The organism is Rubritalea sp. (assembly GCF_039830215.1).
Classification (GTDB): domain Bacteria; phylum Verrucomicrobiota; class Verrucomicrobiia; order Verrucomicrobiales; family Akkermansiaceae; genus Rubritalea.
In genome coordinates, this window is the sequence record NZ_JBDOPO010000082.1 from 1 (window position 1) to 12,993 (window position 12,993).

At 49.6% G+C, this 12,993-nt stretch carries 11 protein-coding genes; 6 read left to right on the forward strand and 5 right to left on the reverse strand.

What is annotated here, in order from left to right; all coding sequences use genetic code 11:
- Nucleotides 1-373: 373 nt before the first annotated feature.
- The 4 genes from ABGY95_RS02530 (at nt 374) to ABGY95_RS02545 (ending at nt 4,531) form a co-directional block, all read left to right on the forward strand.
- Complete coding sequence (locus ABGY95_RS02530; protein ID WP_347440113.1) at nt 374-580, forward strand: hypothetical protein; 207 nt, start codon at nt 374-376, stop codon at nt 578-580.
- 113 nt (nt 581-693) lie between these two features.
- A complete protein-coding gene (locus ABGY95_RS02535; RefSeq protein WP_347440114.1) occupies nt 694-2,391 on the forward strand; it encodes an alpha/beta hydrolase in 1,698 nt (565 codons plus the stop codon).
- 6 nt (nt 2,392-2,397) lie between these two features.
- The gene (locus tag ABGY95_RS02540) at nt 2,398-3,417 is read left to right on the forward strand and encodes a DUF4105 domain-containing protein (RefSeq protein ID WP_347440115.1); all 1,020 of its coding nucleotides are present in this window, start codon (nt 2,398-2,400) and stop codon (nt 3,415-3,417) included.
- 112 nt (nt 3,418-3,529) lie between these two features.
- On the forward strand, nt 3,530-4,531 hold the full coding sequence (locus ABGY95_RS02545) for a M42 family metallopeptidase (RefSeq protein ID WP_347440116.1): 1,002 nt from the start codon (nt 3,530-3,532) through the stop codon (nt 4,529-4,531).
- An 859-nt stretch (nt 4,532-5,390) separates the two neighbouring features.
- On the opposite strand, the gene ABGY95_RS02550 is transcribed toward ABGY95_RS02545, so the two are convergent.
- From ABGY95_RS02550 to ABGY95_RS02560, 3 genes are all read right to left on the reverse strand, one after another.
- Nucleotides 5,391-5,915, reverse strand: coding sequence for a hypothetical protein (locus tag ABGY95_RS02550; RefSeq protein WP_347440117.1), 525 nt, complete (start codon nt 5,913-5,915; stop codon nt 5,391-5,393).
- A 161-nt stretch (nt 5,916-6,076) separates the two neighbouring features.
- Nucleotides 6,077-6,922 carry a GH25 family lysozyme gene (locus ABGY95_RS02555; RefSeq protein ID WP_347440118.1) on the reverse strand — a complete coding sequence of 282 codons (846 nt, stop codon included), beginning with the start codon at nt 6,920-6,922 and terminating at the stop codon, nt 6,077-6,079.
- Between the two features lie 53 nt (nt 6,923-6,975).
- Nucleotides 6,976-8,061, reverse strand: coding sequence for a metal-dependent hydrolase (locus ABGY95_RS02560; RefSeq protein ID WP_347440119.1), 1,086 nt, complete (start codon nt 8,059-8,061; stop codon nt 6,976-6,978).
- Between the two features lie 68 nt (nt 8,062-8,129).
- On the opposite strand from ABGY95_RS02560, the gene ABGY95_RS02565 reads away from it, so the two are divergent.
- Nucleotides 8,130-8,372: a VF530 family protein gene (locus ABGY95_RS02565; RefSeq protein ID WP_347440120.1), complete on the forward strand. Its 243-nt coding sequence runs from the start codon at nt 8,130-8,132 to the stop codon at nt 8,370-8,372.
- A gap of 483 nt (nt 8,373-8,855) precedes the next feature.
- Here ABGY95_RS02565 and speA read toward each other — a convergent pair whose 3' ends face one another.
- Both speA and ABGY95_RS02575 read right to left on the reverse strand, forming a co-directional pair.
- Nucleotides 8,856-10,751 (reverse strand): biosynthetic arginine decarboxylase, encoded by a 1,896-nt coding sequence (gene speA / locus ABGY95_RS02570; RefSeq protein ID WP_347440121.1) that lies wholly within the window; start codon nt 10,749-10,751, stop codon nt 8,856-8,858.
- A 112-nt stretch (nt 10,752-10,863) separates the two neighbouring features.
- Nucleotides 10,864-11,538 (reverse strand): type II secretion system protein, encoded by a 675-nt coding sequence (locus tag ABGY95_RS02575; protein ID WP_347440122.1) that lies wholly within the window; start codon nt 11,536-11,538, stop codon nt 10,864-10,866.
- 503 nt (nt 11,539-12,041) lie between these two features.
- On the opposite strand from ABGY95_RS02575, the gene ABGY95_RS02580 reads away from it, so the two are divergent.
- Nucleotides 12,042-12,993, forward strand: a 952-nt coding sequence (locus ABGY95_RS02580) for an Hsp70 family protein (RefSeq protein WP_347440123.1), incomplete at its 3' end; no start/stop codon positions are given.

The following is a 12,993-nucleotide window of genomic DNA, read 5'->3' on the forward strand; positions in this document are numbered from 1 at the left end:
AATGTGCCGTTCCCTATGGTAAAGACATACCCGCTCGAGTGGAGACTGCTTAGTTTGGTTACCGATAGAGCGATCCTTGAATTGGGAAAAGAGATCGTCACAGACAGCTGTGATGTCGATGGTGCGAAATTGAGCTAGAGCAAGCCGTAGTACAGTGGCGCGCCTCACGTAAGAGGCTGTGGATGCCGCGCTTTCGTTGTGGGGTGCTGGTCGAGGGGGCATACACATTGCGCCGCGTGGTGATGAGCATGAGATGGGAGACTTAGAGCCACTCGTGACCTTTAGCTATGTCGCTCGCCAGATGAAGAAGTGAAGCATTGCTTTCTTCTTCGCACGTGAAAGCAGGGATAAGCCGAATATAGGTGACCCACTAATGAAAGAATTTGGCGGAGTATTCATCGCCAGCCAAGGCCTGAGGTTTACCGATGGAGAAGAAATTCCAGCAGCAGGAGAAGCGGATGCTATTTCGTGGGGGCAACAAACTATCGCTAATCCAAATTTGGTACGTCGACACGAAGAAGATGCCGATTTAAATGAACCAGAGCCGACGTCGTTTTTCGCAGGTGGCCCAGTGGGCTAGACCGATTACCCATTCCTTGCTTAGATATAGGAGAACGTATTTACAGGGGGGGAGCCAGTCATCGATGGGTGGTTGACGGATGAGGTCACAATCTTTACATCACTGTCAGCTTTATGACACTCTCTATTTCTTCACTTCTTCGTTTGTTTGCTCTAGCATCAGCGCTGATGCTGTGCTCCCAGTGCAAGCATATCCATGTTCATGAGCTGGATAAACCTCTGGTAGGCTTGTTGGACTATAAGGGCTCGATCGATGCCATCAGTGAGCAACAAGGCGTACTCTACGATGGGGTTTACCAGCAAATCATTACTGCTAGGAAGCAAGAAGATCTAAAGCCTGACTTGGCTATTGCGATTTACTTACAAGCTGCAGAAATGGTCTGGCAATCGAAGGAACAAGGGTTGCTTCCTCTTTATAACCACGCAATTGGTCAGGCCGCAGATCTGATCCAACAACGCGGGTTCCAGCAGAATAGCACCTACCAGACGAACTCAAATACCTACCGAGTGCAGATGGACTCTAGTCAGCCGATGACTTTTTCTAGAGCTAATTTTGAGGATATTGTTCCGGTGGATTGCTTGAAGCGCACAGGTCTTCGATCCGAGGTTAGCCAAAAGGGAGTGGGTGCTCCTTTGTTGGTGCTACATGGTGCGAGTGATGAAAAAGAAAACCCATTTATTAGCCCGATTGGTGGTGATTTTAGTACAACTCTCATTGTCGATTTCAGCAAGCGAGGTAAAGCTGTCTTCCGCTTCTATGATGTGACGAAAGTGAGCAAAGTAATGTTCTGGGGTCGCGAGCAAAACATGAATGTGAACCTCACTGCTGGTTATTACATGCTGGCAAAACGTAAGAGTGAAGGTGGTGGCGCTTCTAGAATCATGGGGGTGTTCAGGCCGATGAAATACTCTGGACGTATGGGGCTCTATCTTGAAGGTGAGTTCGACCCAGATAAGATCCCTTTGATCCTCGTCCACGGCTTGGTCTCTAGCCCAATAACCTGGGCTGACCCGATCAATGAGGTGATGGCAGATCCTACTATTAGAGCGAATTATCAAGCATACACGTACTACTACCCCACCGGCTTTCCAGTCAGAATGACGGGGGCGAAGTTGAAAGCAGACCTACTGCGACTAGAGGCCTATGCTGAGAGTCAGGGGGCGGCGGCAAAGTCTGACAAGACTGTGATCTTTGGCCACAGTATGGGTGGGTTGCTGACTTCGTTGAATGTCCGTGAGCTGAACCAGCAGACTTGGTCAAAATTATCTAAGAAGCCGATTGGAGCACTCTCTATGTCGGAGTTGGTGAAGGACGATTTCAAGATCATTTTTGAAACTCCACAGCCATCAGGACTCAAACGTGCTGTGTTTATTTCTACTCCGCACCACGGAAGTAATAAGGCGAATACATGGTACGGTGGCTTTGTGGCAAACTTGATCAAAATTCCAAGTAACTTAGTGACTTTAAATATAGCTGGAGCTGCTGAGTCTATGACGGACCTGGGTAAAAGTTTGTTTAACCAAGACAGCCCAGTGAATAGCATGATTGGCTTGCGTTCAGGAAATCCTGCGTTGGAAATGGTCGCTGATAGACCGATTTTAGATAGAGTACCGTACCACTCAATTATAGGAGACCGAGGCAAAGGTGACACTCCAAACAGCTCAGACGGAGTGGTTCCTTATGCTAGCTCACATCTCGAAGGTGCAGAATCTGAACTGATTGTTCCTTCCGGTCACAGCGCCCATCGCCACCCCGCAGCGGTGAAAGAGATGCAGCGCATTTTGCTCGAACACCTAAAGGTAAATTCCTAAAATAGTATGTCCGAGTCCTCCTTTGATTGGCAAAAGCTGCTCCCAAAAATTCTACGATTCATAGGCAATACCGGCCTGATCTTGTTTGTTCTCTATTGGTGGGGAGCGGTGTTTTATGATGGCCCCTTTGGGCAGGCCTCGCTGTGGAATGCCTTGTTAGCTATTGCATGGGTGGTGGCTCTGGTGCTGGTATGGCTGAAGTTTGAGCAAAGATGGAACAAAGTACTGAGCGTGTTTGCTTTGTCACTTCTCGTCATCGTCCCATGGAGCTTTATTCAGCCAAACAATGATAAAAATTGGGCGCAAGATTTTGAGAAAACCGGGCACGTGACTATCGAGGGAGATCTCGTCACCTTTCACAATTTCCGAGATTTTGACTACACCAAAGCGGGAGTGGTCACACCGACTTGGACAACCCGCCAGGTCCATCTGTCAAAGCTCAAGGGGATGGATATTTTCCACGATCGGTTCCTAGGAAATCTCATGGCTCATCCTATCCTGTCCTTTGATTTTGGGGACGATGGACATATTTGCCTTAGCATTGAGACCCGTAAGGAAGAGGGTGAAAAATTCACTCCTGTCGGTGGCCTCTATAAGGTCTTCGAGTTACAGTACATATTTTCCTCTGAAGAAGATGTGGTTCGAGTACGCACCAATATCCGCAAAGAACCTGTATTTCTTTATAAATCTGCTATAAAGCTCGATGAAATTCGTGAGCTTTTTCTTAGCTCGGTGGAGGTGCAAAATGAGTTGTTAGGGAAACCTCAGTTCTACAATATCATCAATGCCAATTGCACCACGAGTATTCGGAACCAAATTCCTAAAGAGCGCCAATCCGCCTTCGATGTCCGCATGTTAGTTAATGGTTTGTTAGATCAATACCTGTACGAAAAAGGAAGTATTGTCACTGATGGACTGCGCTACAATGAATTGCGGGATAGGTGCCAGATCGACAAAGCCGCCCAAGCCGCCCATGACGACCCGGAGTTCTCCAAACGCGTCCGCGAAGGTCGACCCGGGCAATAAGGTCGCAGGATTTTTTTCGTTAACTTAGCGTCTAACGTGTATTCGCTCACAATGACATCTGTGCTTGGACTGAGGCCTGTGTCTTGGCATGTATAGGCGACAAGTAATTGCCATGACTGACTATTCCACACTGAAAGACCTTATCAACATAGATTCACCTTCGGGTTACACCCACGATGCCTGTGACTATATCGTCAACACGCTCGTAGCTGAAGGATTGGCGCCAGAGATAACGGTGAAGGGCGCGGTGCGCTGCTCATTAGGGGAAAAGCCAAAGCTCGCGATCGCAGCACACGTCGATACCCTTGGCGCAATTGTCTCGGGAGTCAACCAAGATGGCACACTGATGTTTTCCCCCATTGGAGGCTTGTCACTGACTGGTGCAGAAGGGGAGTATGTGCGTATTCGCACGCTGGAAGGAAAAATCTTCACTGGAACTATTTTGTTAAATGATCCCTCATCGCACACCAACAACGGACGCGAGGCCACAGCTAGAACCCTCAAATCGATGCACGTACGACTGGATGAGGAAGTCTCGAGTAAGTCCGATGTCGAGAGCTTAGGAATTTGCATTGGAGACATCATTTGCCTCTATCCGAACTACGAAGAACTCCCGAGCGGTTTTATCAAATCGCGCTTCATGGATAACAAGGCAGGTTGCTTTGTTTTGTTTGAATTAGCGAAGCACTTGAAAGGCCAAGACGTGCCAGTGGAGATATTTTTCTCTAATTACGAAGAAGTCGGACACGGTGGAGCATGTGGCTACTCTGAAGGGATCGAAGAATTACTGGTGATCGATATGGGTGTGTTAGGTGATGCCTGCGAAGGGATTGAGACTGCCTGTTCTATCTGCGTCAAAGACTCGACTGGGCCCTACGATTATAAAATGCGTAAAACTCTGGTCGAGCTGGCACGCAAAAATAGCATATCCTACAAGCAGGATGTTTATCCATTCTACGGCTCTGATGGATCGGCTGCCCGTAATGCTGGAAATGACTTTAGAGTGGGTCTCATTGGCCCAGGAGTAGCTTCCTCACACAGCTCCGAGCGGACCCATAAGAAAGGTGTGGAAGCAACCATCGAACTCTGCCTAGCCTACATAGCGCAGTTGTAAATAGTTTCTGTGACCTAACTCATAAAGTCATCAGTATTTTGGCCTCAATACGACTCAACTTGGTTTGGGTATTCTAACTATTAGAATGGTTATCAAATTAGAGTGATAGGAGGGATACGCAGAGCAAGCTTGAGCTCACAAACCAGCGCCTCGTAGCAACAAAGCCTTTCACTCCCATGGTTGAATAGTCTAAGATAAACGCTGCTATTAAATACTCAGCCCTCACGTACTCATTTCGGAGGTGACAGTCTCCGTGCTAAATGCCGAGACTGTGATAGCCCAAAACAGAAAGGTACCTTCTCACCTTATATTGGGAAATTCTATCCGAGCGAGGTTTTCTGGGGTGCCACTCACCATCGTACTGCTCTCTCGCTAGATGCAGGTATATTTGAAAATGCGTTCGTGTGAATGATGCGTATCGGAACGCCATGGGTGAGGAGCTAAATTCACTGAATGGAGTACCAGTGAAGTGAGTGTGACCATTGGCCTGTTTAGTGGTGACTGACTACAACAACTTGGTGGGATTTGCCCAAGATATACAGGGGGGAGTGAAACAGATCCTAGCAGACAAGAGTGCTAAGGAATGGTATGATGGTTACAAAAAGGTGATGAGGCAGCAGTTGCTCCACTCAAATCCGCTGCAATAACTGGAAATCAGTATAGAGCACCATAGCAAGATGAGAGCATTCCTGAGCACAGCCTTGGGGTAACCTAGCAATGCTGAGTTAGTTGAGGAATCAACGAGTTCTTTGCTTTGGCTTTGTAGTATCCCACTAGTTTACTAGCTGGGCTGATATATTTAAAGTTTAGGACAACCTCTGGACCCTAATAGGCCCCAGATGAGTCAAGGTCGCAGGGATTAGTGAACCTTCCCTCCAGCCCGCCATGCATCGCGAGTCGGTTGGCTGATGGGTTTCCCCCAGCCATTGTTGTCTGCGAATAAGGAATCATGGTAGAGAGAGATTTTCGGGAAAATTAGGCCTTCACGTTCTGCTAGGTTGAGCGAAAACTTGAGATAATCGAACGCAGTTTCGTCGTCGGCAGTACGAAAGAAATTACCCCAGAGGATTTCTACCGGAGCCTCGACTACTGAGAAGAGTTCCGCCTCATTGATCAGAAGTTGGGGCATGAGTTCCTCTAGGTCGTCGGGCAAATCGTCGGTGAGTCCGAAATCGACTAGATCGCCACGTTTTGCCTCCCAAGCTGAAAATTCTTTTGGTTCACTCTGTAATGGATGGTCCCAAAGGTGTTCAAAGAACTCATCGACGAGGGCGTGCTTGAGGCCGATTTTACGGAAGTAGGCTTCAGTGATGTGCAGAGAGATGCAGGCGCGCGCGGTGAGCGAGAGCGGCTGAGCGAGGCTGATAAACGTATCGAGAGTCACAAGCGCAAGTGTTCAGATCCAGCGCCCACGAGCAATGCTTTTTTGTCTGAATCCGAGTTGCGCATGGTGTGCTTGTGATGGAATAAGCCTACGAAAGACAGGGTAGTCTACCCGAGGCGACCGGCAAGGTTGATGGCACCTGCCGAAGCTATCCAAGAGTACTACCACGCCCATGAATGCTTGTTCCAGAACGAGTGAAGTTGGCTTTGAGATCCGTTGAATCCGCTGCGTTCGATCGGGCGATCTAGGTTGCCAAAGTAAGCTGGTGTCTTCCAGCTACCAGCACGGTAGTTGTGGATTTTTGAGCGCCCCCCTTGCCAGAAAACGCCACCGTATTGCCACATTGCCCAGTCGTGCCATATGCCAGACGCATGGGCCAGTTTGAGTGGGGTTTCGAGCCCTGTGTTTTTATCTGAGTAGAGGGCGAGCCAGTATGGGCAACGCTTGAGTTTGGCTTTTTGAGAGGGGGAGGCGTAGCGTAAAGAGTTTCGGATGGTGGAACTGTTTTCTAGATACACCACTGGGTGAATGCCCGTGCGCTGGTGGATCTCGCTGACAAATCCTGCCATCAGTTCCGCGCTACAATGGGTATCGAAATCGGCAACTAGTAGCACCTTGGAAGTGCGTAGCCCTCGGCTGGATTTGATGCTGCGAAGTCGGCTAAGGTAACGACCGGCCTGGCTGCTGGCTGATTCGCCTGGGAGGACGTAGTAATAGGTTCCTAACAACATTCCTTGGCGCTCGGCTCCGACTAGGAAGTCGGCGCATTTCCGGTCGATGTAACCACCTTTGGCGCAGCGCGCGATGAGGGCCTGCGCTCCATTCGCTTTGAGAGCAGACTGATCGGTCGGGCTATAGCTGCGGCCTGACCGTTGCTTTTCCTTTGGGTCCCAGTCAGAGACATTGATGACCTTAGGGGCGCTGGAGTAGCTGACTTTGCCGTAATCGCTGAAGCTGCAGCTGGCTAAAAAGGGCAGAAAGAGGAGGAGTGGAAGCAAGCGATTCATAGCAATTGCGTATACTATAGCAGGAGAGGCAAAGTGGAAAGTAGCAATGCAGATTACTGAGTTTGTTGAGCCAATTTCTCCCATGGCCAAATACTCTCGGTCCAATTCGGGGCACGACCAGCGGCACGTTCTTTGAGTTGAAAAATGGTTTTCTTGGGGTCGAACTCGGCGCGGAGTGAAGCACGGCTCTCAGTGACGTTACCTTGAGCATCTATGCTGAGTTTCCAGACGAATGGTGGAGCTTTGATCGCGGGGTCAGTTTCGAGCATATTCATCTCACCAAAGCGCATGTCGATTAGGTAAATGCTGTTAGTACCTTCTCCGTTACTGATGACTTTCCACCAGCCTTCACTGAACCAGTTTAGAGTCTTGAATGGTTTACTCCCTTGGTAGGGTTCAGCTAGTTTTGGGGTGCGTGGTACTAGGTCGAGATGAAATGGACGGTCGGGAGAATCCCACACTGACCAATAACTGACATAGTAGTGTTCAGCATCACGGGCGACCATGCGCCAGAGGAAAATGTTGGCCAAACTCGGGGACACTAGCATACCTGAAACCTCGAGCTCCGATTGAGCGAGCTCGGTTCGGAAATGTTTTTTAGCCACCTCAAGAAGGGTAAAGCTGAGGAGCGTGTAGAGGCTGATCCAGGTGGTGGTGGAGCAGACCACCCAGCTGCGCTTCTTGCCATCTCGAGCCAGAAACAGGCAAATGAAGTTTCCTAGCAACATTGGCACCGTGAATAGTGGGTCAATGATCGACATGTTGTTGAGCGTCAGTCGGTAGTCGCTAAACGGTTCGAAAACCTGTGTGCCGTAGCTGTTGAAGCAATCGATGAGGACATGGGTTGACCAGGCGAGTAGGACGAAACCGGTGGCGCGGGCTAGGCTGACTTTGCTGTGCAGCTTGCACAGTAGGTAACCAAACACGGGGCTCATAAGCAGCATGAGAAAAAGGGAATGCGAGAGGCTGCGGTGGGTGCGCAGCCAGTCCATCGAATCAACCAAGGGGGCGATGACGATGTCTAGATCCGGCAGAGTGCCAAAAAAGACACCCCAGACCGCGCCCTTCCACCCGAGCTGTTTGCGCAGGAGGAGTTCGCCGCAGAGGCCTCCGAGGGCTGCTTGGGTGATTGAATCCACAGCGGCACGTTACACGCTTTTGGTCATTTTACCAAGCGATAGGTCGTGACAGGGCTCGCGGAGTGTGGATGCTAAGGGAGATGAGTGAAAAACGTCAGCACCCGAACGACCCCCTGCATGGAGTAACCTTAGAAAAAATGCTGACGGAGCTGGTAGAGTTCTACGGTTGGGATGACATGGCCTGCCGCATTCGTATTAATTGTTTCGCCAAGGACCCGAGCATCAAATCGAGCCTGAAATTCCTCCGCAAGACCCAATGGGCCCGTTACAAAGTGGAAGACCTCTACAGGCATCTGAAGCAGGTGGAATGAGCTGAGGTCGGTTTAAAATCTAAAATTGTGAGAAGTAAGATTTCTTGAATAGCTCGCAGGCTGTTTGCCTGTATGAAGCCTTTCAGGCATAATCATGCCTTGTTTTGCTTCGCTAGCCTCTTAAATTCACAGGTGAAAAACAACGCTACGTATGTTATGACGCCTCCTTCTAACAATTACTCCCTAGCATATTGAATCCGCCGCGGACTGGAAGTTTGGCGATGCGGATACAAATAATGGGAAGCCTTTACCTAGGGCGTGAGAAACAAGGTGAGGCTGGGTTGGTAGAGCGATGATGAATGGATGGGGAGAATGAGCCTTCTTTCAGGTGCTGTGCAGCCTACCTTCTTGGGTATAAAATACTCCGAGTGGATAAGAAGTCTAAGAGGATGTTAGACTTTGTTGATGTTCTGAGCATTAAGTTCTAATTGTGATCGTAAAACGCGGCCCATCAAAGTCGCGTTTTGTCTCCCTCTGGCGCATTCAGCTCTCGTAGTAGGTGTAGCTGCTGAGGCCGGTGCGGTAGGCCTCGAGAATGCTCCTGCGCTGTTTGGCGCTGATGGTTCCCTTGCGAACAGACGTTTCAGCGAAGCTGCGGAAGCGTTTTTCTAGATCTTTAGGGTCGTATTCGACATAGGAAAGAACGTCGGCCACGCTGTCGCCTTCGACTTCGTGGGTGTAGGTGAGTTCCCCGTCTTCGATACCGACAGATACCACGTGAGGGTCTCCTAACAGGTTGTGTAAGTCACCGAGAGTTTCTTGATAAGCGCCAACTAAGAACGCGGCGATGTTGTACTCTTCGCCAGGTTGGCGATCGTGGACTTGGAGATAGGGGGTAATGCCGTCTCGGTTAAGAAAGCGATCGACCTTGCCGTCACAGTCGCAGGTGATGTCTGCGAGAATGGCACGATGTGTTGGCTCGGTGTCGAGCTTATGGATCGGCATGATGGGGAAGAGTTGGTCGATCGCCCATGAGTCTGGTAGTGACTGGAAGACTGAAAAATTGGCGTAGTAAAAATCGATTAGATTGGATTGGAGTGTCTGTAGGTCTTCGGGGACGTGTTCGAGACTCTGAGCTTTCGCTGCTATTCTTGTGCAGACGTGCCAGTAGATTTTTTCTGCAGTAGAGCGGTCACGAAGGTCGATCACTCCATGGCGGAAGAGGTCACGCACCTGATCGCGGTAAAAGAGTGCGTCGTTGAAGCATTCTTGAAGGTCTGATTTATCGATGCGCTTCCGAATCTCCCAAAGATTGTGTAGCATATCGTGGGCGTCACTTGCTGGGGCACTAGGCACCTTCAGTTGGGCAAAGCGTGTGACGTCCAGAATATTGAAAACGAGAACCGAATAATAGGCTACTACTGCGCGGCCTGACTCGGTGACGAGGGTAGGGTGGGAAATCTTAGCTTCGTCACAATGCTTTTGGACGACCTCGATAAGGTTGGAGGCGTATTCTTTGAGTGAGTAATTACAGGAGGAGGCGAAGTTGGTGTGTGACCCATCGTAGTCGACGGCCAGACCGCCACCCATGTCGAGAATTTCCATTGGTGCGCCTTCTTGGGCGAGGCTGACAAAGACGCGCACCGCTTCAGTGGCGGCTTCTCGGATAGCTCGGATGTTTGGTAGTTGGGAGCCTTGATGGTAGTGAAAGAGTTTCAGGCAATCGAGAAAGCCTTCGGCCTTGAGTAGGTCGATTGCATCGATGAGTTGGGGGGAGTTGAGGCCGAAGACTGAGCGGTCTCCACCAGACTCAGCCCAGTGCCCTTCGGATTTGGTAGAAAGGCGGAAACGTATGCCAAGCTCCGGACGAATATCGAGAGCTCTGGAGCGTGCGATGATAGCTGGAAGTTCACTTGGCATTTCTAGGACCATGATAACCCGAATTCCCATTTGAATAGCGCGCAGGGCGAGGTCGATAAATTCGTCGTCCTTGTAGCCATTGCAAATGAGGTAGGCGTTGGGGTCGTGCATGTAGGCTAGAGCGGCGATGAGTTCAGGTTTGGAGCCAGCCTCGAGTCCATATTGGTACTTTTTTCCGAACTCAGTGATCTCTTCGATCACTTGCTGTTGCTGGTTGACCTTGATGGGGTACACGCCGCGGTAGCTTCCTTGGTAGCTAGTTTCTTTAATGGCCGTGAGGAAGGACTCGTTGAGGTCTTCAATCCGTCTGTCGAGCAGGTCGCGGAAGCGCAGTAACTGAGGCATCGCTGAACCTCGCTCGGCTAGGCCTTCAATGATTTTTTGTAATGACGCAGGAACTGTGGATTCACCATCTCGCAGCTGGACTACGACATCTCCGTCGGAGTTGATGTCAAAGTAGCCATTGCCCCAGCGGTGGACTCCATAAAGTTCGCGGGCGTCGTCGATGTTCCAGCTCATACCGCGGAATATAGAATTGAAGCCCTAGAGATGCTAGTTTGAAGTGTCTTCAGGGCACAAAAAAACCGAAGGGCGCAAGCCCTTCGGTTTTGAGAATTTTGACTAAGTTAAATTAGCTTCCTGCTGGTACGTGGATTGTAGTACCGGTGATGTTCTCAGCACGATCAAAGATATCCTCGCTGTTTTCTTCGATTGCTCCCTGCTGGGAATTGCCAGAGCTGTCGATTGCTGGACCGTCATATGTGATTTTTAGAGCCTCACATGAGCCGTTGATTTTAACGACGATTGCTTGGCCTTCCCAAACCGCAGTATCAAAAGACTTCGCTGTTTCAGAAGAATCAAAGATAAGCGGGATGTTGCTACTAGATGAATTATTGAGGCCAGACACGTATCCCCAAGCATTTTCACCCGGCTCAAGTGTGCCGTCTTCATTAGGAGGCGCAGTGCCGTTTGTAGTTCCTATAACACTATTTTCTTTGTTCCAGAAAGTTGCTTCTTCGTCAATTTTGCCGGCTTCTATAAGTTGAGTGAAGCAGGCTTCAGCTGTAGCACCGCTATCACCGGTGTTTTCATTTGGGAAGATTCCGTCATTGTCTGAAGCGAAACTGAACAGAGCCACGTGAATCTGTTTACCACTGTTGATGGCGTTAGTTTTTGCAGCAGCTTTCACCTGCTTCATGATAGGGCCATAGGACATGGCTGCGAGACCCGCGATGATTGCAATCACCACGAGGAGTTCTACGAGGGAGAATCCCTTGCGTAGGTGTTTTTTGTGTTTAAGTTTCATTTTTTTGATTTGGTTTTGTGCCGACGCATCGGCGGATTATGTTTGCGTCTGTATGGTGCCTCATGGCAACGCGGTATGGGTATATATGGAATCAAGCTTGCCTAAATGACGAGCTTCATAACTAGAATCTAGCGGCCGTAACTACTCTGGCAAGGTAAAAGAACACAAAAGTAGGGCTTTCTATGTAGCCAATGTGGATGCAGATTTCGCTGACATACTTTGTGCCAATTCGGCAGCGGAGTAGAGGCGCAGAAGGTGAGGTCGAAATGACACACCTGTGTCACATTGTCCCTGTTTCGGCGCATTTGTCTGTGTCAGAATGACTCTTATTTAGACCGTTGGCTAACCTTGTGTTTTGTAAATCTGTTTAGCTATAAGGTCTTAGTGTGTGATTTGAGTTTGTGGCACGCTAATTGCAGTAGGCAAGTTAGGCAAGATAGTGCCGACAGCAAGTAAAGGGCTGTGGGGGCGAAATTATTTAACTTAAAACAAAACAAACTATTATGGCTAAAATTCTAGGAATCGATTTGGGTACAACCAACTCATGTATGGCAGTAATGGATGGTGGCGAAGCGACCGTTCTTGAAAACTCTGAAGGTGCACGCACAACTCCTTCCGTCGTGGCATTCGCTAAAAGCGGTGAGCGTCTCGTCGGTCAGGCAGCCAAGCGCCAGGCAGTGACTAACCCGAAGAACACAATCTTCTCAGCGAAGCGATTCATCGGACGTAAGTACGACGAACTCACTGACACTGATAAGAACACCCCTTACGACGTGGTCAAAGCTGACAATGGCGATGCTCACATTCAGGTAGAAGTAGAGGGAGAGAAGAAAACATACTCTCCGCAAGAGATCGCAGCAATGGTGCTCGGTAAGCTTAAGGCTGACGCTGAGACTAAGATCGGTGAGACAATCACTGAAGCAGTGATCACGGTTCCAGCGTACTTCAACGATTCACAGCGTTCTGCTACTAAAGCCGCGGGTGAGATCGCTGGACTCAAGGTGCGCCGCATCATCAACGAGCCTACAGCAGCAGCGCTTGCATACGGAATAGATAAGAAGTCTGAAGAGAAGGTAGCAGTATACGACCTTGGTGGTGGTACATTCGATATCTCAGTACTCGACATCGACGACGGTGTTTTCGAAGTGCTCGCGACTGACGGTGACACACAGCTCGGTGGTGATGACTGGGACAACACACTCATCAACTGGATCGTAGCTGAGTTCAAAACTGACTCAGGCATCGACCTCTCCAAGCAGGCTGACGCACTCCAGCGTATCAAGGAAGAAGCTGAGAAGGCGAAGATTGCCCTTTCCTCAGCACAGACCTACGACATCAACCTTCCGTTCATCACCATGGACGAAACTGGTCCTAAGCACATTCAGAAGACTCTCACACGTGCAAAGCTTGAGCAACTCACAGCTGCACTCTTCGAGCGTACTAAGAAGCCAGTCA

Bases quoted from the DNA above. Each gene is read 5' to 3' on its own strand.
- ABGY95_RS02530 (WP_347440113.1), top strand. From the start codon at position 374: ATGAAAGAATTTGGCGGAGTATTCATCGCCAGCCAAGGCCTGAGGTTT.
- ABGY95_RS02535 (WP_347440114.1), top strand. From the start codon at position 694: ATGACACTCTCTATTTCTTCACTTCTTCGTTTGTTTGCTCTAGCATCA.
- ABGY95_RS02540 (WP_347440115.1), top strand. From the start codon at position 2,398: ATGTCCGAGTCCTCCTTTGATTGGCAAAAGCTGCTCCCAAAAATTCTA.
- ABGY95_RS02545 (WP_347440116.1), top strand. From the start codon at position 3,530: ATGACTGACTATTCCACACTGAAAGACCTTATCAACATAGATTCACCT.
- ABGY95_RS02555 (WP_347440118.1), bottom strand. From the start codon at position 6,922: ATGAATCGCTTGCTTCCACTCCTCCTCTTTCTGCCCTTTTTAGCCAGC.
- ABGY95_RS02565 (WP_347440120.1), top strand. From the start codon at position 8,130: ATGCTAAGGGAGATGAGTGAAAAACGTCAGCACCCGAACGACCCCCTG.
- speA (WP_347440121.1), bottom strand. From the start codon at position 10,751: ATGAGCTGGAACATCGACGACGCCCGCGAACTTTATGGAGTCCACCGC.
- ABGY95_RS02575 (WP_347440122.1), bottom strand. From the start codon at position 11,538: ATGAAACTTAAACACAAAAAACACCTACGCAAGGGATTCTCCCTCGTA.